The organism is Trichocoleus sp. FACHB-40 (assembly GCF_014695915.1).
Taxonomy (GTDB): domain Bacteria; phylum Cyanobacteriota; class Cyanobacteriia; order Cyanobacteriales; family FACHB-T130; genus Funiculus; species Funiculus sociatus.
The window spans coordinates 117,841-140,642 of record NZ_JACJPF010000060.1; the positions used below are offsets into that span (position 1 = coordinate 117,841).

Here is a 22,802-nt window from a genome sequence, read left to right on the forward strand (position 1 = left end):
GGTTTGGGGAAAACGCTCCAAAATCTAATATAAATAGAAAATCTCTTTTTCCAGGTGATGATGAACAGCTTTCAACAGCTACACGAAGCAGAAAAGGCACTGCTTCCGATTTTTTCCGGAATTGACGCGACAGTCAAGCAAAATCTCAAAAAAGTGCTAGAAGCTTTTCGTCACCATCGGGTGGGAGCGCATCATTTCGCGGGTGTCAGTGGTTACGGACACGACGATCTAGGGCGGGAAACGCTTGATAAAGTGTTTGCCCAAGCCGTGGGAGCAGAAGCAGCTGCCGTGCGGGTGCAGTTTGTTTCCGGTACTCATGCGATCGCCTGCGCTTTGTTTGGCGTTCTCCGTCCGGGAGATGAAATGTTATCAGTTGCGGGTGCGCCGTATGACACATTAGAAGAAGTCATTGGAATAAGAGGCAAAAATCAAGGCTCTTTACTTGATTTTGGCGTAAATTACCGAGAATTGGCTCTTACTAGCGAAGGAAAAATAGACTGGCAAGCGTTGGCTCATGGTATAAGCGATCGCACTCGTCTGGTTTCGATCCAGCGTTCGTGCGGTTATTCCTGGCGTTCCAGCCTCTCAATTGCCGAAATTGAAAAAATCGTCTATTTAGTCAAACAACAAAATCCCCACACTGTCTGCTTCGTTGACAACTGTTACGGAGAATTTATTGAAGATCGGGAACCAACCGCCGTTGGTGCTGACCTAATGGCAGGCTCTTTGATTAAAAATCCCGGTGGTACGATTGTCACAGCTGGCGGCTACGTTGCCGGACGAGCAGAATTAGTGGAAGCTGCCGCTTGTCGCCTAACAGCCCCCGGAATTGGCTCTGCTGGGGGTGCCACCTTCGATCAAAATCGCCTGCTATTCCAGGGATTGTTCCTCGCCCCGCAAATGGTAGGAGAAGCTATGAAAGGCAATCACCTCACAGCTTACGTATTTGATAAACTAGGCTACCCAGTGAATCCTTTGCCAATGGCACCTCGCCGCGATGTGATTCAGGCAATCAAACTCGGTTCTCCAGAGAAGCTGATTGCCTTCTGTCGGGCGATTCAACAGCATTCACCCATAGGTTCTTATCTGGAACCAGTTCCAGATGAAATGCCTGGTTATGAGAGCCAGGTAGTAATGGCTGGGGGTACGTTTATTGAGGGCAGCACCTTAGAGTTTTCCGCAGATGGGCCGCTGCGAGAACCATACGTGGTGTTTTGTCAAGGGGGAACCCATTGGAGCCATGTAGCGATCGCTCTTGAATCCGCGATTGAAGCCATCGGCCCAGCTTAGAATAATTTCGTGCCAAGACGCGAAGAAACACTTTGCGCCTTTGCGTCTTGGCGCGAAACCTTCTAAGATTCCGGCAATTTATACTGCCCGACAATCCGCTTGGCATATTCTGGTACGTGCGCCTCTAACTTCTCTGGATGATTGCGCTTCACGTACAAATAATTGCGGGTGAAGTGGGAATCAATCGAGAAACGGGCATACTCTAAACCTTTGGGGCCAATTTTTTCAATCACGACTCCCATCAGCTTTGCCGCCCACATGGGGAGAGTAACGCCTTTATCGTAGGCGGGGATACTTTGTTGTACAGCTTCTTTGCGGTTTCCGTGGGACATCACTGGCTGCGTGTCTATCTGATCTTGCACCAAATCCAGCATTTCTTTGCCAGTGTCATTCCGCACCACAATCCACTGCCAACCAAAAGGTGCGCCCATGTAACCTACTACTAAATCTGCCAGAGAATTGACGTAATCAAAACAGCTCATGCAAGAAGGCGCAAAGACATCCTTCAACTGGTTGGTCTTCAATCCAAAGAAAGGCACCATTTCCATAGAGCCATCCTCGTGCTTGAAGTGAACCCGGAAATCTTGCATAAACTCGTAATGCACCACTGTATCCGGGGAACGGCTAGTGGTTTCCAAGAATTTTTGCAACCCGGCGCGGTTAACATTATCCACACAGGGCGTACCCAAAACATAAAGCTTTTCTAGTCCCAGTTCCTTCTCAACGGCTCGTAATGCTTGAATTTGGCAACCAACGCCAATTACCAACAGCCGCTTCATCCCAGATTGCTCAATTTGCTCCAATACAGAAAGATTAGGCGACAGCGTTGGTTTATTCACCCGCGCTGCCAGAATTTCTTCTGGAGTCCGAGCAATTATCGGCATTGGCTGAAATCTGTCTTCCTTAGTATTCTGGACGCAGACAACGCCCTCAACCATGCCGCGATTGAGCATTTCGATGGCGATAGTGCTGACAATTCCCGTCCACTGCGCCCCCTCAATTGGCTCAGTTTTCCGCGCCGCCATCATCTCTTGACTAACCCCAAAGTACCAATCATCGGGATTATCCAGATTGCGGCTTCTTCCGTGAATTTGTTCTTCCAGATCAGCTATCTGCTGATTAAGAAATGCACACGCTTCCTTGACATAGTGAATATAGTATGTGTCGCACAGCCCACATTCGCTACAGAGTTCTTTAGCAGGGCGACGGCTAGAGGATTTGAGGGCTTTGGCTTTATCGTGAGGGCGCACCGAAGTCATATTAAAGGCAGTTTATTAACTAAAAACATCTATCTGAGCAAGATAGCCCAAAGCTTACTTTTACACAAAAAGCCAGAAAGATGATGAAAACTTCAGTAATTATTACGAAGCATTAATAATTGACTTAGTTTAATTTTGAGTCAGTTCTACTACTCAGATACCACTGCGATAGTTATCTGAGCTGATACCAGAGCTTGTGAATTCTCATATTCCTTAAAAGGCAAGAAACTCATGGGATTATTCGAGCGCATTAGCCTAAATGCCAGAGCCAATCTGAATGACGCGCTTAGCAAGGCTGAAAACCCAGAAAAAATTTTGGATCAGTCCATCATTGATATGCAAGAAGGCGTGGTGCAGTTGCGTCAAGCAGTTGCCAGAGCCATTGCTGCTCAAAAACGGATTCAGCAACAGTACAACCAAGCCCAAACTGAAGCAAACAACTGGCAACAACGCGCTCAGCTGGCTATCCAAAAAGGCGATGAGAATCTTGCTAGAGAGGCGCTGGTACGCAAGAAGACACACGCCGAAACTGCTGCTACCCTGAAAACCACTTTGGATCAGCAGAAGGCTCAGGTAGAAAATCTCAATCGCAACTTAATTGCCCTGGAAAGTAAAATTTCTGAAGCCAAACAGCAACAGGATAGGCTCAAGGCACGGGCGCAAGCTGCTAAAGCCAACGAGCAGTTGCAAAACACTGTGGGACGCTTGGGAACCAGCAGCGCGATGGGAGCCTTCGAGCGCATGGAAGAAAAAGTTTTGGAACTGGAAGCCCGTTCTCAGGTGGTTACTCAACAAACTCCTTCTTGTGTCGAAACTCGATTGCTGAAGCTTGAAGGTGAGCTTAAAGCCATGAAAGCTCAACTACTAATTCAGCAGACAGCTATTGTGAACAGCCTTACACTGAATTCCACTGCTTTAGAAGAGGTGAGAGATATGCTTCAGGAAGTTCGTTCCCAGCCTAGGACGGAAGTGGCTACTAAAGATTTTCTTTCCCAGCCCACGCAGGAATTAGTTTCCCATAATTTAGAAGAGCAATTTGCCATGCTGGATGGCAACGACGTTGATGATGAATGGGAGGCGCTGAAAGCTCAGATAACTGGTTCTTACACAACCCAAGTACAATTACCCCTAGCTAACCCAAGTACTACCTCTAAATCTAATCCACCAGTTGATAACGAATTGGAAGACCTAAAAAAGCAACTAGATAACCTTTAACAAGCAGACTGTCTAATAGCAAATAGACTCTTTACCCTGCTTCATGATTGAGGGCAGATGGGAAAAAGCGCGATCGCATTCCCACCTTCCACTAAAACGCGAAACCCAGCTAGTTTTGATAGCTGGGTTAACAAATTTACACTAAAACCCTATCAACCAGGGCGAACGTCAAGACAGCCTTCTGCATAATTAACTTCTGGAACTTTACCAGCAATCATGCGATTTACAGTCTCGCCATTCGGAGAGACAAAAACGAGACGGAAGTCTTTGTCAGCAAAGCTGCTTGGTTGAACAACCCAAGCTTTACCTTTTTCGCTGTTGGGAAGACGACTTACCTGAATTTGTCCGGGATAAGCAGACTTAATTGTGCTTTCTGTATCGTCAACTTTGATACCATGAACAGTGGTAATTTTATTGGTTTCAACTTCTACCGTAGCGATACGACCTTCCGTGACCATGAAAGTAACACCCTCAGGCCCATTTGCTGGCTTGTAGTAGTCACAGACGCGATTGGGATTTTGCCGGGATGGAACTATTTGAGTCCCAGCAACGCTTGATGCCTGAGCAACAGTCATGTTAATTTTAACTGACCCAAGTCCGTCAATCGATAGTCCCGATTCAGTTGTCAGTTTTTCGGCTTTCTTTAGGCAAGTATTCTCGCCACTTTGATCACTTAAGCATTTGCCGTTTCTATCCAGAATAATAACTGAGTTGATAGTTGCAAATTGCTTAAGGGTGGTATTAATAGAGCTTTTTTGACGAGCATCATCTCCAGTGCCTCCTGAAATTACCGATTTACAAAATTTCAGTCTGGCAGTTCCATTAGTGATAGAAAGTGTAAAATCTTTGCCACAGTTGGAAGTGCCTTTGAATTCAATAGGGTCACTCAACCCACGAGCTTTTTCCTGACTTGTCGGCCCTGCGATTAATTGCTCAATAGCAAACTGAGCAACGCTGGCACTTGAAGTTGTCCGCAAAACTGGCTCAACATAAGTGAAATCTTGGCCGCTTTGGGGGTTTTTAGGAAAAAAAACTTTAACCTTTTTGACAGCTGCTGGAGCTTGGGCAGATACGGCTGGAGTTGCTTGTTTAGTTAAATTGGTTTGTTGCGAGATTGTTGCGTTAGTTAATGATTCAGCGGGTGATAGTCTTTGTGACGACATTGCATTTATTGTTTGGCTACCACAGCCACTAATTCCCACAAATGCCACGAAAAGACAAAAATTAAGTAAGGTTGGTTGGCGCATAAGAATTTAGATTCCGAAACTTGTGAAGCTTTACTTCTATACCTTAAAAAGCCTTGAGCATAAAAGTAAGCTAATTATGTGTCAATATTTAAAGTGACATTTAAAGTACGCTAAATGTTTCTGGCTCCAATAGCAGAAGCACTTTGTTTAGCAACAAACATTTTTATATAGTTGCGAGACTTTGGGACAGTTGCCAATCGGCTATTTTTTTAAGAGGTGTCGAGGACAATTTATGTAGTGGCATAAATTAATTAAAGGAAAAGTAGGGACGCGGCATTGCCGTGTCCCTGTGTCCCTACCTGCGCCCTACAAGGAAGGCTGTTCTTGTTAGGTCTGTATGGGACTCAACTGCAAGCCCCTATGTTTGAGCTGCTGGCAGATTAGTCTTACCAAGGATTGCCAATCATAGTAAATGCTGCCCAGTAATAGGGATGAGTAAAGGTTGTATTTCTTAAATTTGATAATTCAGACGGGAGATCCACCCTTTGTTTAGAGTTATATAAATATCCTGACTGCAAGCGAATTTGCCCCTTAAGCATAGCGATTTGCGCCCGCCGCAGAGCCTCCGCCTTGATAGGTGCCTTCTTCAACTGCTGATAAAACTCGGTCATCACTCCTAATGTCCCTTCATCGCTGATGTACCAGAGACTTGCCAGCGCTGACTTAACGCCTGCTTGTACCGCCAATCCAGCAAACCCCAACTCAGCTTCTTCATCTCCCAATGCTGTGCGACAGGCACTTAGAACCAATAATTCCACTGGCGGGTTATTCCAGCCCAAAGTTCGCAGTTGGTCGAGGCGTAGTTGTTGATTCCACAACTGGATATAAGAATTACTGATGTCTCCGGGCTGAAATTCGGCATGAGTTGCTAGGTGGACAATACCGAAAGGCTGCTTGGAACGCTGGCTTTTGAGATTTTCCAGAGTGAAGCCATCGTTAAGAAATGACTTACCTTGCCACAATTGCGTAATCGTAGCTAACTCGACTGGTACCGCTGGTAAAGGCTTTTGATTAGAAAATTCTGAACTACCCATTGCTAGGAGTTTGGAGTTTTTGATGTTTGTGTAGCGGGTGTCAGTTAAGGTGAGACTGGGCATCAGGCTGAGGCTGTACTTTTCCACCAAAAATTGTTTGCCATCATGGAGAGCAGCTAGGGGCATGGAGCGCAAACCGGAATCTAAAATAAATACCAGATTCTGGATGTCTTCAGCTTGTAAATCAGCTTCTAGGGGTGCTATCAGCCACTGATAGAGTTGCTGGGAAGAGGTAAGGTACCCCTGCTGGCTGGCAACGTTTTTGATTTTGTTACTAAATTGTTGAGCGACTTTGAGCGCTTGCGATCGCTTAACACCAGTTACCTTGCGAATGGTTTTCCCTTTGGAAGTCACCAGAACCAGTTCCAGTTCGTCTTCTGGACTTTGGAGTTCGGAGTTTGGATTTTTGATTAATTCCGAATCAACGGATACTTTGACAGCAGGAACAAAAAAGACGTAAATTATCGCTGGTTTAATGCCTGTTGCTGAATGGATTTTTCGCAGCTGGTTGCGAATATCTGGCAGGGATGAGGGGCCGCGAGTGATAGCTGGTTGTTTAAGATGTTGCTCAAATTGCTGGGTGAAGTTCTGTTCTAACTCCCCAATCTGAAAGTCAATCGAATCTGAGTCCAGATCGTTACTGGGCGAAATTTGTAACGACTCAAGCTGTGAATCAATTAAAGCTGTTTGGCTTGGGAACGAAACATCCGGGGGTGCCACTACAGGTGGCATCACAACATCTGGGGGTGCCACTACAGGTGGCATCACCACTGGAGGAGGTAGCACTAGAGGCGGCATCACCACTGGAGGGGGTAGCACTACAGGCGGCATCACCACCGGAGGGGGTGGCAATTCAGGCGGCATCATCGGGGGACGCGATACCGGCGGACGGAAATCGGTAATGATTTTAATATTGCCTAAAGTGTAGCTGCCGGGAAACGATTGGTTTGGCGCGATCGCATAATTTCCACTCGTCAGAGAACCGCTTGTCCCGTTGTTGGTTGCATCACCCACATTAAAGGGAGTGTTTCGCAAACCACCACCGTGCCGAATTGTAATGTCTCCTCCCCATACCCCCCCGGCTGTCGAAATGCTTGCTATTTCCTGATTTTGGTCGGTGAAGGTGCCTGTAGCCAGAAAAAATCTCTCTGTGCTAATGTCTACATTGCCGCCAGTGCCATTGGTGCCACCTTGGGCGTTAATGGAGACGACTTGGATATTGCCAGATGGATCTAGAGTGACGTTACCGCCATCCCCTAAACTAGAGCTATCGATCGCACCAGTGGTAATTGTGTTACTAGCAATAATATTGATGTCTCCACCCTGAGTCACTCCTGAGGAATTCAGGTTTCTGGTGCTAACAGATCCTTGAAGGCTGGTAAGGTTAATTCCCCCATTGGCGGTGATGTTGTTTGTGGTAATGTTCTGGTTTGCCAGTAGAGTAATTGAGGCATCGCCTAACCCCGTAATCGTTCCAGTTGCGGTGATGGAACCCGACAAAAGTGGCGATCGCATTATCACTGGATCGTTGAAGGTGATGTCACCCGATAATGCGATCGCGCCCGATCCGTCAGCTTGACCGATATTTATCGAGTTGAAGCCATCTGCAAATGATGTCCCTGTCGCTGCGATCGTTAAATTTTGACTGGGTGTTAAAGGTTGCAATCCCAAATTCCTGCCGCTACCGCTGACTGCGTTCCCCAAATTAATCTCAGCGGCTGTCAGTGTCGCGTCAGATAGCAACTCTAAAGTGTCCTGAAAATTTATCTGACTTGCGTTGACATTTCCATTAATTCGTGTATTCCCCAGAGCGTCGGTTGTGAGGATATTTAGGGGATTGTTACTGCCGACGGCACCGAGAAAGGTCGTTGTGCCTGTGCTATTTAATGTTAAGCGTTGATTTCCATCAACACTGCCGTTGAAAGTAATATTTCCACCGCCAGAATCGAGGGTGATATCAGTACCAAGCTGGATATTATTGCCCAGAGTGATGTCAGTACCGCTTGTAGCGATGGCAGCATTTAAGGTTGTAGTGGCACTGTTGAGGGTAATTGAGGCGTTCCCTGTCCCAGTAATTATGCCATTAACAGCGATCGCGCCGTTGGGAGACTGAATCTTCACCGGATCACTGAAAATGATGTTACTGGGGATGGTAATCGTCCCGCTACCGTCAATTCTGCCGATAGTAAGCGAAGCAAAGCCATCTTGCAATAAACCCAACTCAGTTGCAGTCAGATCCAAAGCAGTTGTAGTGTTGTCAATTCCACCGATAGCGATCGCACCATCTGGCGTAAACGGTTGAATAGTAATATCCCCAGTCCCGCTAATCGGTCTATCTCTCGTAAAATCAATTTCGTTGCTAATTAAGGTGATATTCCTCCCCTTCAAAGTGCCAGTTTGATCGGAACCAGTCACATTAGAACCGCCTAAAATAATGCCATTAGCGGCCGTGAGACTAATATCACCAGTACTGCCAGCAGCGCAAAAAACACCCGAACTTGAAATACAAGATGCCACGCTGCCTTCGGCATTTCTTGCAGCAGTATTAATCGTGCCACCAGTGCTGATAATGGTGATATTCCCACCATTTAAACCACCTCTCGTCTGAATGTCGTCGCTTTCAATGTTGCTGCCAGCAGTGATAGTAATATTGCCACCAATGCCATTTTCACCCCTAGAGAGAACATCTAGAAATGAAATACTGCCAGCAGCATTGAAAGTTATATCGCCGCCATTTCCATTACTACTTACGGAGACATTACTATCATTAATAGTAATGTCTCCCTCGGCATCTAAATTAATATTGCCGCCATTACCTGAACCTGTTAAACCATTCCAACTAGCACTAATTCTGAAAATATTAATATTGCCCTTAGCCTGCACAATTACAGGTCCAGCATTTACACCATTAATGTTAGTTCCTGTGTTGATTCTGCCTACCTGAATACTGCCGGCTGGCAACAAGCCGGTAGCGGGGGATGAGAAAGGTGCAGAAATATTAACAGGATTGGCTAATTCGTCCACGCCCGCCCGCAAAATCAATGCGCCATTTGTAGTCGGATCGGTTAAAAGGGCAATATCTGGGTCTGAACCCGGAAGTATGTTAATGTCTGGCCCTGTAATCGTAATATTGCCACCCTGGATGCTACCTTTAGCCTCAATCTTGAGAGCGACACCACTATAATTTCCGAAAGAAACATTACCATTAGAGCTGATGATTGGGTCATAGAGACTAACAAAGTCTCCTGGTTGACCTGACAATTTCAGCATCGACAAACTACCGCCACTGGCAAAGTGAGTATCCCCAGAGATATTGCCATCGCTAACCAGATTCAGGTCGCCGCCGCTAACAAAAGGTGTCTGTGAAAGATGATTTAGGGCTAGGATATCAATGTTCTGATTGCCCTGGATGAAGAGATTGCCTCCAGCATGGGCGATAAAGGGATTCGCCACACTATCCCGCACCCGCACCGTATTTTGAGCCAATAACTGTAAGTTACCAGTTGTCAACAGCTGGCTTTCCACCAGAGTCAGGTTGTTAGCTGCTGATAGTGTAGCTGTTTGAGTAGCGATCGCTCCCTTGATTGCCACATCTCCATTTTCCACCAACAATCCAGAGCCTGTCAGTCTCACTTGACCATTGTTGTCCAGTGTCAACCCCGTGGCATTCCCCACACCAGAACCCGTAAGCAGTTGCGGCAAAGATAAGGCATTAGGATTTCCGATTTCCAGTCCCAAGTCCCCAGTCCCTACCTCCAAATTCAGCAGATTTCCCGCCAAAGAGATACGAACCAAGCTTTCACCAGGTACAGCGGCAACGACGATTTTACCTCCTGGTGCTTGCAACTCTCCTGTACTAACCACAGTACCCCCCAGCAAGGTGAGATTTTGATTGGTGCCTACAGACAGCTGACCTTCGTTGATAATGGTTCCAGGCTGGGAGGTGTTGAAGACAAAAGCATTAGGATTGCCTACCAAAGCAGCATAATCATTGCCGCCCATTGTATTAAACCAACCCGAATTAAAGCCGATCCCAGTAGCGGTGGTGGCAGTAAAAGAGGCAGGCACGTTAAGAATAGCGTTTGCACCAAAGACGATGCCAGCTGGGTTGAGTAAGAATAAGTTGGAGTTGCCGCCTGTAACCTGGATAATACCGTTAATAACCGAGGCTTCTCCACCTCCTACCCTGCCAAAAATGTTCTGGATGGATGGGTTGGAGAGAAAGTTGACAATCTGATTTTGGTCGATGCCAAACTTGGTGAAGCTGTGAAACAGATTCGCTTTGTCTCCCGATAGCTGACCGCCAGTGATATTGTATATAGAAGTTCCCGAAGGACTGACAATCGTTCCTGTGCCGTCCGATGCTGGAACTATGGTTTGTGCCAGCACGTATTTGCCGCCTGTTGCTGCTGCGACTAAAAATATACTTAAAATTTGGCTAGTTCTTCTGAATCCTAATTTCACAAGCTCTTTTATGTTTTGCTGAATCTCCTAGAACTGGACTTGCACCAAGTCCGGTTCTAGTGTGGTGAACCTGACTGCTGCCTGCCTGAGTGGATCTAAACTAACTCCAGATACTTGTAGGCAGCATCCTTCCTTCTTACCCCTCTTTTCCCCTAACTCTGAGCCGGTTTAAACTCTTTTAAGTAAGACTCAGGTTTACGGTTGCACTGTTATATTAATCTACGCACTCAGGGCTATTTTGGGTTGGGTAGACTTGACCCACATAATGTTAAGTGAGTAAAAATTACTGATGGCTCAATCTACAAACCTTGCCGATCAGTAGATTATCATCATCTTTAAATTAGTGTCTCTGTCTTGGGCAGAGGATTTAGCTTCTGGCGGTAGAGTGGGTATTGCTTTACAAATGTAGTGACTGGTGGGGAAAGCCCGCTCTACTACGCCTGTTTATTTACGCTCACCTACTTAGCACAGTGCGATCGCATCCCATCCTCAGAATTTTTTAAATGGCATCTGGGGTATCTGCTGATTGCCCAATGCAAAAAATTTCTTCCGATCTGATCGAGAGGATGTTTAGCTTTTTCTAAGCTACCACTACAGTCATAAACAATTTATAAAGTTAACAATAAGTAAGTTACTTAAAACATATTAAAAGTTTCTTTTGTATTAAATATAAAGATAACGCGAACCGAAGATTAATTTAGTCTGGGCTTACAGTAGGGCGAAATTATTGGGATAGGTAGGGGAAAATTTTAAAATCTATTATCTACCCATTGGCGTTGCCAACGTATTAATCCAATAGCAACTAACTTTTACATAAATTAAGCAAGAAAGCTCAATCAGGGATATGAGAGGAGCAAAGGATCTGGCTGATGACTGTTGTCAGCATCAAGAAAGTTCTCCCAAACTATGGAAGTATTAGAATGCGATCGCTAAACGTCGGTAAAAACTGAATGGAGCAAAATCCTCGCCAAATAGCATTTATCGCCCTGAGAGACGTTCACCGAGGGGCTTTCGCTGATGTGGCACTTGACCGAGTGCTGCGAAAAGCCGATCTGAGCGCTCCCGATCGACGGTTGGTGACAGAATTAGTTTATGGGAGTGTGAGAAGAGTGCGATCGCTTGACTTTCTTATCGACCGATTAGGCAAAAAAAAATCTCACCAACAACCTCCAGACCTGCGCAGCATTTTACATCTAGGCTTGTACCAACTGGCTTATCTGAGCCAGATTCCTGCTTGGGCTGCTGTCAATACCACCGTAGAACTAGCTAAAGAAAACGGATTTTCTGGACTTTCCCGTTTTGTTAATGGTTTATTGCGACAGTATATCCGTCTTGTAGAGACAAATGCGATCGCGTCTTTGGAACTGCCAGAAAACCCAGTTGAACACTTAGGAATTTTACACAGCTATCCCGACTGGATTATTGAAGCTTGGTTAAACGAGTTGGGAAAGACAGAGACTGAACAACTCTGTCAATGGCTGAACCAACCCCCAACAATTGACCTCCGGATAAATACCCTTTGCACCTCAATAGAGGAAGTAGAAGCAGCAATGCAAGCTGCTGGTGTTGGTGTCACTCGTGTTCCCCATCTACCGCAAGCTTTAAGATTGACTAACACAAAGGCGGAGGAAAGGGGAGACGCAGGGACACCGGGACTGGGGGCTGGGGACTGGGGACTGGGTGAAGAATCTTCAAGGGTTCCCAATCCCCAATCCCCAATCCCCAATCCCCAATCCCCAATTCCCAATCCCCAATTCCCAATCCCCAATCCCCAATCCCCAGTCCCCAATCCCCAATCCCCAACCCCCAATCCAAAATCCAAAATCGAAAAGTTGCCCGGTTTCAGTGAGGGTTGGTGGACGGTGCAAGATAGTAGCGCCCAACTGGTAAGTTATCTATTAGATCCTCAACCTGGTGAAGTGGTAATTGATGCCTGCGCTGCACCGGGAGGAAAAACTACTCATATTGCAGAATTAATGGGAGACAAGGGGGCAGTGTGGGCGTGCGACAAGACTGCTTCCCGCCTCCGAAAACTCAAAGAAAACGCCGAACGGCTAGGCTTACAGTCGATTCAAATTCAGGTTGGCGACAGCCGCAGCTTAACTCAGTTTATCAACACAGGCGATCGCGTCTTATTAGATGCTCCCTGCTCAGGACTCGGTACGCTGCACCGCCACGCCGATGCGCGTTGGCGGCAAACTCCAGACACAGTTCGGGAACTTTCGCAGCTTCAAGGGGAACTCCTAGATCAAGTAGCTACTTGGGTAAAACCTGGCGGAATGTTAGTTTATGCAACCTGCACGCTGCATCCGTTGGAAAATGAAGGTGTGATTCACGCCTTTTTAGAACGTCACCAAGAATGGCGAATTTCGCCACCCAACCCCAATTCCCCTTTTTCAGCTTTTAGTACCCCCGCTGGGTGGATCAAAGTCTGGCCTCACCGACATCAAATGGATGGATTCTTTATGGTTCGGCTACAACAGAAACATTAATAAGTCTATATGGTAGTTGTGGTTGCGATATTCTGTTGATGCTTGATGAATTAATCTGTTAGGGGAAAGTAGAGAAAAGCCTATGGTCGCCAATTCCAGTATTAAACAGCTTGTCAAGATTCTCATCGGTGCGGCTTGGATTGATGGCAGAATACAGCCAGAAGAACGGCAATATCTCCAGCGAGTAGCCAAGGAAAAAGGCATTGCTGACGATCCAGAGCTTCAGCCTTTATTGTACGAACTCGTATCTGTAAGCCCCAGCGAGGTCTACAATTGGGTTCAGGATTATTTAGGCGATCGCCCTAACATGGAAGATTACCAGCGCCTTATCGAAGCCATCAGCGCCTTAATTTACAGCGATGGCGAGGTGGCAATTGAGGAAGCTAAACTCCTGACTCGATTACAGCTTCTAGATCCCAACAGCGAAACGCAGAAGTCTACTCCTAGCCCTGTCCTGAAAGCGATTCAAAAACTCTACCGTCGATGGGCTGACCTTCAGGGGTAGTAAATCTCTCTTCAAGTTGAATTTCTTCATCCGAATTTTGTCAGTGAAGGCACACCTATATATAGGTGTGCCTTTCTTGTAATACTCTTCCAGTCCGGAGGGGGAGGAGCGAGAAAATGAAGGCAAGAGCCTCCCCAGGGAACAAACTATATTACTCAACCAGAAAACGAGGATTAAGAGTTTTTCTACAACAAGCAACTATTTTACCACCCATGCGTCTTTAAGTCTTAGGGAGAGTACAACTTTCCGCTGAACCTGTATCTTTTTCCCTATTTTGTCAAAAACTAAAAAAAAATGATTTGACATCAAATTTTTAGGAACCTATTAAAGAATTGCAGGTCAAAGTAAACAAAGGGACGAGAAAAACGGAGAACGCTCACAATGTCTAACTTCAAGCGCATACAATCAGGAACAGCTTTATTAATGTTATTGGGAATGACATCAGGCACGGTGGCACCAATGGTGCAAACGATGATGACACCTGCACCTGCTGTTGCTCAAACTACTGTCAGTTTTAGCGATGTATCTTCAAACTATTGGGCAAGAGATTTTATTGTAGAACTGGCAAGAAGAGATGTTATCGCAGGATTTCCTGATGGTACATTCCGCCCCAACGATCCAGTAACTCGCGCTCAGTTTGCGGCTATGGTTCGTAAAGCTTTTGATAAAGCTAACATCCGCAACCCTGTCAATTTTAGCGATGTTGCATCAAACTACTGGGCTTACAACGCGATTCGGGAATCTTACGCAATGGGATTTTTATCGGGTTATCCCGGTAATGTCTTCCGCCCCGGACAGAATATTCCTCGCGAACAAGTTCTGGTTTCTTTGGCAAATGGTTTGAACTACAGCACCAGTAATGTAGCCAGCAGCTTGCAACTTTATAACGATGCTTCTTCTATCTCTAACTATGCTCGCAACAGCATTGCTGCTGCTACAGAAAAGAGCATCGTGGTGAACTATCCTACTGTTAGAGCGCTGAATCCAACTCGGAATGCTACTCGTGCTGAGGTGGCAGCTTTCATCTACCAAGCTTTGGTTAGCGCTGGGCAAGTCACAGCAATTAATTCGCCCTATATTGTGGCGCTTAATGGCACACCAGACACACCTCCAGTAAACACAACTTTAGCTATTCCGTCTGGAACCACTATTCCAGTTAGGTACGATAAAGAAAAAATTCTCGTCACGCCTGACGAAAGGGCGCCCCTGACGTTGACGGTGGCGGCTAATATTACTACCGCCGAAGGGACTGTGCTAATTCCTGCTGGTAGTCAGGTTGTGGGTGAATTGCAACCTGCACCTAACAGAGGAGGCACCCGGTTTGTTGCCCAGCAGCTGATTCTGCCGAATAATCAAAGGCTACCGATAAATGCCTTTTCTCAGGCAATTACTAAAACCGAAGAAGTTACTAAGGGTGCCAGCCTGAGTAATATTATCAAGGATGCTGCCTTGGGTGCGGCTGCGGCTGCGGCGGTTTCGGCGGTGACTGGTGACAAAGCGATCGCTACCGAAGAAGTTTTGGGCGGTGTTGGTATCGGCGGTTTAATCGGTCTGTTCCTCGGTCGGGACAAAGTTAGCTTGATTGCAATTGACCCGGATACTGATCTGAATCTGAGATTGCGCGAGGATTTGGTGATTAGACAGTAGGGAATGGCTAATAGGCAGAAGTTAGCAATTAGCTATTGGCAATTAGCAACCAAACAATAAATGTTGTTCCCGGTCTTGAGGTATGGGGGGAACTATCAGAAGCCCAGCTTAATACAGCTGGGCTTTTTATTTCTATTTCACCCTGCATTTGTTGAACTAAATCTCGCGCGATCGCTAACCCTAATCCACTCCCAGGTATGTCACTTTCTGCCTGAACTCCGCGATAATGTCGCTCAAACAGATGCTCTCTATCTTGGGTTGGAATGCCGGGGCCAGTGTCGCTAATGGCGATCGCTTGAAAATTTCCTTGCGGCGAGGAACGCTGCTCTCCTGCCTGAATATAAACCTGTCCTCCGGCTGGAGTATACTTCAAGGCATTGTCGATTAGATTGCTCAACACTTCCCGCAACGCTTTGGCATCAGCTTGCACTGGCGGCAAGTTTGGGGAAATTTTGGAGAGTAAAGTCAGATTTCTCTCAGAGGCGATCGCTTTTGCGTTAACTAAAAGCGGTGACAAAACTTCTGCTACCAAGCAAGATTCCAACGTCAGCGCTGAATCGGGAAGTAGGGAGTGGGATGCAGGTAATGGGCAAGAAGCCGCAATTGGCGCCGACGCTAATGGCAGTGTATAACTTGGTTCTAGCTCTTCTTGATTCATAGCAACTGCTCGGTCGAACTGCAAGAGCAATTCTTGCAAGCGATCGCTTTCACGCACGATGCTGTTAGCAACTTCCCGGTTAGCATCTCCGGGTCGCAGTCTTCTGACGAGCAATTTGCCAAACGTCCGCAAAGCGGTTAGGGGATTACGAAATTGGTGTACAAGATCGTCCAAGAGGTCGCGCTGTTGCTCCCCAAGACGCTGTTGCTTACTTAACTGCTGCTCGAACCATTCAGAGCGTTGATCTAGAAAACAAGCGATCGCCAGCGTCCCAGCAATGCGTTCAATTGCCGCTCGTTCTCCCTCGTTCCAAGGTCTGTCTTCTCGCGCTGTCAGCAAAAACCCCATCACCACACCCTCATGAATCAGGGGTAGTACGATTTGACGAGAGGAACCGCTTATAGCATGATCGGTATCGGGCGATCGCACTATACCCTCATCCGCTCCCTTCTGGGGTGTATGAGCCGACTCTTGGGCAATCATCAGCCGGGAAGCTTCTCGTAACCGAGGAATAGATTCCATCGACCCCTTAGAAGGTGCGACCAAAGCCCGCTCCGTTTCCCACGACCTCGCTGTCGGCGGGTAAGCCACAATTGGTCTTAGCTTAGCTGGGACACCATCTACCAGTTCTTCGGTCAAATACACAACGCTCAAGGCAGCACCCAGCCCTTGAGTTAACAGTGCCACCTGCGATTGGCACAGAGCAACGAATTCTGAACTGGTAGGCATAAACACATTCGCCTTTGTTTCGATGTTTAACGGCTTCACCGAGTAGAATTATCCCGATCTCGCTTTCTTTCTATGATGTCGCGCCTGGGTGCAACTGGCGCAAGAGCCAAAAGGCGTGCAAATTTGTCAATTTTTTTTAAATTTTGTTAATAAATTTATATTTTTTCCGGTATTATCCTAATTTCATAGATGTTTTTGACCACCTAAATTTTCCCATAAACAAGGTAATTAAGCGAATTTTAGGGTTAAGCTAAAGTTTCAGGGGCGCAAGGTAGCTTAAAGAGCCTCTATTACCCAGTTGCTTTTGTTTTATTTGAATCTCTAAACTTCTGTTTGATTTGTATCAGTCCATGAAAAGCAGTTGATATTTTGAACTCAAACCGATATACTTGCGACGGTTTTTGTATCTATCATTACAACTGTCAAATATAAATAGGAGGTAATGACGTTGGCTAGAAGACGTAAGCGTAAAAGTCGCCGTCGGCAGGAAGGACGGAGAATTCTAGAACACGTGCCTCAGTTTAGTATCGAAAGCGGCGAAGATAAACCGGTCACGGCTGCGAGAAGGTTTATTCAAACCGAGGGAATACTTCCACCCGCTTTGCTACTCGTAAAGCGGAACGAACACACCACAGATCGGTACTTCTGGGCAGAAAAAGGATTGTTTGGCGCTCAATATGTCGAAGAAAACCATTTTCTGTTCCCCAGTCTCAGGATAATGGACAATAGCGCCCAAGCTCCTACAGTTGCGGCTGTTCGTAGCAACTGAGACGTGGGAAGGCTGAAGGATGAAGTAAAAAGGCTCTCATGCAAAAAGCTCTAATACAAAAAAGAATTCTTCACTTTTTCCGGTCTGGTCTATAAGATTCGGAGAAGCAAAGCTACATCCTTTATTTGGGGCGCTTTTTCCTTTTACTCTTTTTGCTCATCCTTCCCCTTTCCGACCCTTGAGTTAATATAGATTATTCAATCACAGGCTTTAATTGCAGCGCCTCTTGCAAAGCCGCCAGTTCATCACGATGGGCAGTGACAGTAATTAGGCTTTTGGTTCCAGTGGCTTCACTTGCTAAGGCTTCCACCTTGAGAGATACCTGCTCCTTGCGACCAGCTTTTTTCCAGTAAAATACTCCAGCTGCTGGCGAGAGGAGAACTAAACCAAGAAAAACTTTAGCCAGATTGGGAAAAAGCATCGCTAAAACGAGTGCTAGACACAGGAAGCCACAAAAGGCTAGCAGGCTCAGGAAAATAGCCAAAAACCAGCTAGGGCGGACAAATCCCTGAAATGTAACTTGATTTTGCGCCGCATCCACGGCAGCAACCTGATAGGCCCTATTGTCAAAATACTGCTGCAATTGAGTTAGAAGGGATTCTTCGGATTGCTCTGTAATGAGTTGTACTCGTTGGGTTCGGTCTTTTGCGGAGGCTCTAATAAAGAAAAATAGACCAACTGCCAACAACAGTGTTAACAAAAACGTTGAGGATAAAACAGTCGTATTCACGGATTTCTAGCTTTCAGCCAATGAGAAATAGGCAATAGCCTATAGCGTATCGCCTATCGCCAATATTTGGCACTTTCTTCAGATTGCTTGTTTATCCCCCCTCATCGTATAGTCGTCCCAAAGACGGGCAAGGTCTAGAGCTTGATCCCGGCACTCTGGGCGAATTTGATACATCCGGCGCGGTCTTCCTCGCCCTTCCACTTTTTTCCAATAACCAGTGATGGCAGCTTGGTCTTCTAGGAATTTTAGGGCGCTGTAAAGGACGGTATCAGAGAGTCGATAGGTTGGATATTCACTCTCAAGTCGTCCGATGAGTTCTGTCCCGTAAGATTCCCCACCCAACAAGACCCAAAGGACATAACACACCGCTAGTTCCTTGTTGAGATAAGTGGGAGGAGGGTCTTGAAAAAACTGATATATATCCTCAAATTTCATGTGCATAACTCATTAAGCTCCCCAGCCAAACAATTTGGAATGGGATATGTTTCCCCAAACTAACGATGCTTTTATCAACCCGGAAAATTCACCCGTCAATCAGCGCGTTTCTCACCCTTGCACCCTTGTATGCACCCTTATAGACGTAAATAGTTCGTTGCTTTAGTGCTTTTCTCTCACAAAAAGACTGAACGATACCATTAATTTTAGACACTCAGTTCTGGGTTGACCTGCCAGAGTTCATGGGTGATTTTGCCATTTTTATCGAATTGGACTTTGTAGGAAATTGACAGCACTACAGGAGTTCCGTGGTTAGACTTGGCAGCGATCGCGATCTGGGCTTCGATTACGCGATTGGTTTGTTTGCCAAATGCCAGCTCGTCGCCAGAAAGATGTTTTTTGACAACCTGGAAGTCTTGAATGTGGTACTTTGAAAAAAATTCCTCCCAGGCTGGGTAGATTGACTGACCCTGATAAACTTCATCCAGAGCGCCATAGGATCGGATTAGAATGGCATTGTCACTGTATTGAGTGACTGTAAGCTCTGGATCTTCGGTGGCGATCGCGCGAAAGTGCTTCTGAACCACAGAAAGCGGTTTTGGAGTAAAGGCACCTTGGTAGACCACCAAACTGCACACCAAAGCAATGGCGTAAGTGGCGGAAACTAAATGCTGCCTAAGAGTCGGTTGCAGAAACTTCATAATGCTGCTTCCAATTCGATTGGGCTGCTCTTGAAAAAGGCAGGCGTTTAATCACAAAGTGATTCGGGTGCCTGCTCTTGACAGAGTGACGGCGAGGTTGACTTAAAAGTTCTCCAGAGTTTAAACATCTTTGTATTTTGTTGATTAGAGAGATTACTCTAAAACCAGAGAGCGATCGCTACTTGTTCAACACAACACCTTTTGTTTAGAGACATCCGGAATCAAGCCGCCTTAAAATCAAGCCATGCAAGAAAAGTTTGACTCTCCTCCCGTTCCTTCAGCTATACAACGGATTGCCAGTGCTTTCCGCATAACAGGCTGGATAGGCTTTTGGGTTCAGTTAGTGCTATCTGTTGTCTCCACCCTGATTTTTTTGTTTGCCATCCCATCTGCCGGGCCCCGTGCTGGCGGGGGTGGTGCCAGTAATCCGGGGACTGGGGGCAGTATATTTTTTGCTGTTTGCGGCCTTTTAGTGCTTTATTTCAGCATTTATCAGGCTTTTCGATACACCCGTTTAGGCTTACAGTTAAAAGATTCTAATCCTAACCTGCGCCCTAAGAAGGCAGATGCGATTAAAGTTTTAAGATTTGGATTAACCGTGAGTTTGGTAGGGCTACTGCTGGCGGTTGTGGGGGCAGAAGCGATTACTGGCACTCTACTGGCAAAGTCTCTTTCTCAGGCTCAGGGTGGTGTGGCAATCTACGATCCTCAATTTATTAATCGGCTCATTCAACCATTGGATATCTTTGTGGTGCTGGCAAATACCCATACGATTACCGCCCACGTTGCAGGAGTTATTGTTTCTTTATGGTTGCTCAGTCGCGTTAATAAACAGTAACAGAAGGCTAGAAAGGAGGGGATTCACGACGGGCTGGGGAACAGAAGAATTGCCAGTGTTTTCCTCAATCCCTAATCCCCTTCGTAAAGCACTCTACTCGCCCAATATGGTGAAACTTATATTTAAGAGTCCATATTTATCCTAAAAATCTAAAACCTACAAATAACACATTTGTTTTGTACTAACTCCAGAGGGTAATTTTTCAGACTATTAATATGGAAAATATTCTTCCTGTTCCGTGAAAGATGCGATCGCATTCCTTTGAGCCGATGGATGGATGCGATCGCGTTAAAAGGTCAACTTCTTTGATGACAGCAAAAAGGGAGAATTATATATAGTTCACTTGGTAGCCAATATCATCTAGCAGAGCAATGTCTAGATTATTGGGTAACTTTCTGGTTCCCCTAGTAATTGAAGGATCCATAGCAGCTTCTCCCATATTGCCAATCGAAAAACCATCTTGCACATGACTCAGGTCAGAAGAAAGCGGAATCGGATTGCCTCCATTCAAAGCTTTGGCGTTAGCTCCAATGAAATATCCACCAGAAACTAAGTTTTGGAAGGCTTTTCTGTTATAACTGATGCCCAAAACATGACCGAGTTCATGTACTGCAACCGACAAAAAATCAGAACTTTCTACAGGAATATCATTTGAGGTATTAGATGTGGCATCAAAAAACCATGACTCTGAATAATCAAAACTAATAGCGCCAGTCCACGGCTCAAAATTATCGGAGCTGTTATAGCGAGTATCTAGACTACTGCCTCTGTAGTACCAAGCTGACGAGCCTCCTTCTGCTAGAGTTCCACCTGCTCCATCTATGTTTCTTGCACCAACAAACACCGCTAGATCGTCAATTTCATAAGTTGAACTAAAGTCAACAAGCGCGTTTGTTTGAGGATTCAGAATATGGAGATTGGTTCCAGTAGGAACATTAGCGAATTCATCTTGAATGATGTTTTCCCAAATACTAGCTGCTGCCTCTAAGACAGCCCTGCGACTAGAAGTGAAGAAACCGTTGGTATCAAAGCTGTAGTCAAACTGGATGTTGAAACTACGGGTAGATGTAGTGACATCAGCTTCGTAATACTTACCACCAAAGTAAGTGTCGCTATTGCCACTAATTAAGTAGCCATACTCGCTACCTAATCCATTGCTGCCATAACCAGAATTAGGAGTGTAGTTAGTGCTATTTTCCGTGTTGTAGTAGCTGCCAACAAAGACTTGGTTGAGTTGAGAAGTGCTACCAGTGTAGTTAGTAACTCCAGTGATTTGATAGGAACCGTAGTTACCAGTCTCATTGGCAGAAGTATCATTAATGTACTGATTTTGGCTATATCTGCCGTAGCTGGTGTAACCGGAACCCGTGTAGTAATCGCCGTTGCCGTAGCTATATTTGAAAGTGTAAGATTGATAGCCATTGAAATCAGCTTCGTAATACTTACCGCCAAAGTAAGTGTCGCTATTGGCACTAATTAAGTAGCCATACTCGCTACCTAATCCACTGCTGCCATAACCAGAATTAGGAGTGTAGTTAGTGCTATTTTCCGTGTTGTAGTAGCTGGCTACAAATACTTTGTTCAAATCATAGGTGGTGCCAGTGTAGTTAGTAACTCCAGTGATTTGATAGGAACCGTAATTACCAGTCTCATTGGCAGAAGTATCATTAATGTACTGATTTTGGCTATATTTGCCGTAGCTGGTGTAACCGGAACCCGTGTAGTAATCGCCGTTGCCGTAGCTATATTTGAAAGTGTAAGACTGATAGCCATTGAAATCAGCTTCGTAATACTTACCCCCAAAGTAAGTATCGCTATTGCCACTTAATAAGTAGCCAGACTCGCTACCTAATCCACTGCTGCCATAACCATAAGAAGGAGTGTAGCTAGTGCTATTTTCCGTGTTGTAGTAACTACCAACAAAGACTTGGTTCAGTTGAGGAGGGCTACCAGCGTAATTAGTAACTCCAGTTATTTGATAGGAACCGTAGTAGCCAGTTTCATTGGCAGAAGTATCATTAATGTACTGATTTTGGCTATATCTGCCGTAGCTGGTGTAACCGGAACCAGTGTAGTAATCGCCGTTGCCGTAGGTATATTTGAAAGTGTAAGACTGATAGCCCGTAGGGACAGCAGAAACCCCAAGAGTGTAGTTAGTGCTTGCTCTTCTGGTAGCTGGGTAAACACGAATGTAGTAGTCGCCCCCATCCAACGTAGCTTGAATTGATTCTGCTGTCCTACGAGTATTGACTGAACTCTGCAAAACTTGACCGCTACTATTGAGCAGTAGCACATTAGCATTTGCGGTCATTCCACTGAGGGAAAGATTGAAGCTGCTACGACCGTTGAGAGTGAAGCGGTAGTAATCATTCTTATCTAAGGAACCAACATAGTCTGAGAATGTCTGAGTGCTGGGAGTGATGTTCAAACCCAGAAATGTTGAATCTAGATACAAAACTTTACATAGTCGAATAGACTCTTCCTATCTAAGAGCTTTGAGTTAACATTTAGTTAACTTAGTCATCCAGTGTACATAGCTGATTTCTTGACACATACACGCCTGAAGATAGCGAAATTTATCAAGTAGCTTTTGCCCCCATTGTTGAGGAATTTCTATAACTTGTAGTATCAAATAAGCAATTAATGTTGCATAAATCTGTATAGCAATTCCGTTGAGATTTTTGGTAATCAGTTTATCGAGTTTCAAGTGCATCTTCAAAAATTTCCATAACAACTCAATTCCCCAACGGCATCGGTAGATGTCCATGACCTCGAGGTCAGTCACAGCC

At 45.6% G+C, this 22,802-nt stretch carries 15 protein-coding genes and 1 pseudogene; 7 read left to right on the forward strand and 9 right to left on the reverse strand.

The window, feature by feature from the left end:
* The first annotated feature begins 60 nt into the window (after positions 1-60).
* A complete protein-coding gene (locus H6F63_RS14150; RefSeq protein WP_190638289.1) occupies positions 61-1,290 on the forward strand; it encodes a methionine gamma-lyase family protein in 1,230 nt (409 codons plus the stop codon).
* Positions 1,291-1,352: 62 nt separating this feature from the next.
* Here the strand turns inward: H6F63_RS14150 and H6F63_RS14155 are convergent, their stop codons facing one another.
* Positions 1,353-2,549: a Coenzyme F420 hydrogenase/dehydrogenase, beta subunit C-terminal domain gene (locus H6F63_RS14155; RefSeq protein ID WP_190638260.1), complete on the reverse strand. Its 1,197-nt coding sequence runs from the start codon at positions 2,547-2,549 to the stop codon at positions 1,353-1,355.
* Positions 2,550-2,780: 231 nt separating this feature from the next.
* Here H6F63_RS14155 and H6F63_RS30065 point away from each other — a divergent pair.
* Positions 2,781-3,413, forward strand: a pseudogene (locus H6F63_RS30065) (PspA/IM30 family protein); the annotation flags it as partial.
* Between the two features lie 503 nt (positions 3,414-3,916).
* Here H6F63_RS30065 and H6F63_RS14165 read toward each other — a convergent pair.
* Both H6F63_RS14165 and H6F63_RS29430 read right to left on the reverse strand, forming a co-directional pair.
* The gene (locus H6F63_RS14165; RefSeq protein WP_190638263.1) at positions 3,917-4,927 is read right to left on the reverse strand and encodes a GerMN domain-containing protein; all 1,011 of its coding nucleotides are present in this window, start codon (positions 4,925-4,927) and stop codon (positions 3,917-3,919) included.
* Positions 4,928-5,397: 470 nt separating this feature from the next.
* A complete protein-coding gene (locus H6F63_RS29430) occupies positions 5,398-10,509 on the reverse strand; it encodes a CHAT domain-containing protein (protein WP_199298020.1) in 5,112 nt (1,703 codons plus the stop codon).
* Between the two features lie 950 nt (positions 10,510-11,459).
* On the opposite strand from H6F63_RS29430, the gene H6F63_RS30070 reads away from it, so the two are divergent.
* From H6F63_RS30070 to H6F63_RS14190, 3 genes are all read left to right on the forward strand, one after another.
* On the forward strand, positions 11,460-13,001 hold the full coding sequence (locus H6F63_RS30070) for a 16S rRNA (cytosine(967)-C(5))-methyltransferase (protein ID WP_242019780.1): 1,542 nt from the start codon (positions 11,460-11,462) through the stop codon (positions 12,999-13,001).
* Between the two features lie 82 nt (positions 13,002-13,083).
* A complete protein-coding gene (locus H6F63_RS14185; protein ID WP_190638264.1) occupies positions 13,084-13,506 on the forward strand; it encodes a TerB family tellurite resistance protein in 423 nt (140 codons plus the stop codon).
* 381 nt (positions 13,507-13,887) lie between these two features.
* The gene (locus tag H6F63_RS14190) at positions 13,888-15,153 is read left to right on the forward strand and encodes an S-layer homology domain-containing protein (protein WP_190638265.1); all 1,266 of its coding nucleotides are present in this window, start codon (positions 13,888-13,890) and stop codon (positions 15,151-15,153) included.
* Positions 15,154-15,181: 28 nt separating this feature from the next.
* Here the strand turns inward: H6F63_RS14190 and H6F63_RS14195 are convergent, their stop codons facing one another.
* Positions 15,182-16,540: a GAF domain-containing sensor histidine kinase gene (locus H6F63_RS14195; protein WP_199298021.1), complete on the reverse strand. Its 1,359-nt coding sequence runs from the start codon at positions 16,538-16,540 to the stop codon at positions 15,182-15,184.
* A gap of 448 nt (positions 16,541-16,988) precedes the next feature.
* Here H6F63_RS14195 and H6F63_RS14200 point away from each other — a divergent pair, with 448 nt between their 5' ends.
* Positions 16,989-17,309 (forward strand): DUF3155 domain-containing protein, encoded by a 321-nt coding sequence (locus H6F63_RS14200; protein ID WP_190441762.1) that lies wholly within the window; start codon positions 16,989-16,991, stop codon positions 17,307-17,309.
* A 193-nt stretch (positions 17,310-17,502) separates the two neighbouring features.
* Here H6F63_RS14200 and H6F63_RS14205 read toward each other — a convergent pair whose 3' ends face one another.
* From H6F63_RS14205 to H6F63_RS14215, 3 genes are all read right to left on the reverse strand, one after another.
* Positions 17,503-18,039: a cofactor assembly of complex C subunit B gene (locus H6F63_RS14205; protein WP_190638266.1), complete on the reverse strand. Its 537-nt coding sequence runs from the start codon at positions 18,037-18,039 to the stop codon at positions 17,503-17,505.
* A gap of 78 nt (positions 18,040-18,117) precedes the next feature.
* The gene (locus H6F63_RS14210) at positions 18,118-18,474 is read right to left on the reverse strand and encodes a PadR family transcriptional regulator (protein WP_190422728.1); all 357 of its coding nucleotides are present in this window, start codon (positions 18,472-18,474) and stop codon (positions 18,118-18,120) included.
* 206 nt (positions 18,475-18,680) lie between these two features.
* Complete coding sequence (locus H6F63_RS14215) at positions 18,681-19,175, reverse strand: hypothetical protein (RefSeq protein ID WP_190422579.1); 495 nt, start codon at positions 19,173-19,175, stop codon at positions 18,681-18,683.
* Between the two features lie 244 nt (positions 19,176-19,419).
* On the opposite strand from H6F63_RS14215, the gene H6F63_RS14220 reads away from it, so the two are divergent.
* A complete protein-coding gene (locus tag H6F63_RS14220; protein ID WP_190441756.1) occupies positions 19,420-20,013 on the forward strand; it encodes a DUF3611 family protein in 594 nt (197 codons plus the stop codon).
* Between the two features lie 328 nt (positions 20,014-20,341).
* Here the strand turns inward: H6F63_RS14220 and H6F63_RS14225 are convergent, their stop codons facing one another.
* Both H6F63_RS14225 and H6F63_RS14230 read right to left on the reverse strand, forming a co-directional pair.
* On the reverse strand, positions 20,342-22,468 hold the full coding sequence (locus H6F63_RS14225; protein ID WP_190638267.1) for a matrixin family metalloprotease: 2,127 nt from the start codon (positions 22,466-22,468) through the stop codon (positions 20,342-20,344).
* 45 nt (positions 22,469-22,513) lie between these two features.
* Positions 22,514-22,802: transposase (locus H6F63_RS14230; RefSeq protein WP_190638268.1), on the reverse strand; the 289-nt coding region annotated here is incomplete at its 5' end.

Excerpts from the sequence above, each read along its gene's own strand:
- H6F63_RS14150 (WP_190638289.1), top strand. The coding sequence starts at position 61 with ATGAACAGCTTTCAACAGCTACACGAAGCAGAAAAGGCACTGCTTCCG.
- H6F63_RS14155 (WP_190638260.1), bottom strand. The coding sequence starts at position 2,549 with ATGACTTCGGTGCGCCCTCACGATAAAGCCAAAGCCCTCAAATCCTCT.
- H6F63_RS14165 (WP_190638263.1), bottom strand. The coding sequence starts at position 4,927 with ATGTCGTCACAAAGACTATCACCCGCTGAATCATTAACTAACGCAACA.
- H6F63_RS30070 (WP_242019780.1), top strand. The coding sequence starts at position 11,460 with ATGGAGCAAAATCCTCGCCAAATAGCATTTATCGCCCTGAGAGACGTT.
- H6F63_RS14185 (WP_190638264.1), top strand. The coding sequence starts at position 13,084 with ATGGTCGCCAATTCCAGTATTAAACAGCTTGTCAAGATTCTCATCGGT.
- H6F63_RS14190 (WP_190638265.1), top strand. The coding sequence starts at position 13,888 with ATGTCTAACTTCAAGCGCATACAATCAGGAACAGCTTTATTAATGTTA.
- H6F63_RS14195 (WP_199298021.1), bottom strand. The coding sequence starts at position 16,540 with ATGCCTACCAGTTCAGAATTCGTTGCTCTGTGCCAATCGCAGGTGGCA.
- H6F63_RS14210 (WP_190422728.1), bottom strand. The coding sequence starts at position 18,474 with ATGAAATTTGAGGATATATATCAGTTTTTTCAAGACCCTCCTCCCACT.
- H6F63_RS14215 (WP_190422579.1), bottom strand. The coding sequence starts at position 19,175 with ATGAAGTTTCTGCAACCGACTCTTAGGCAGCATTTAGTTTCCGCCACT.
- H6F63_RS14220 (WP_190441756.1), top strand. The coding sequence starts at position 19,420 with ATGCAAGAAAAGTTTGACTCTCCTCCCGTTCCTTCAGCTATACAACGG.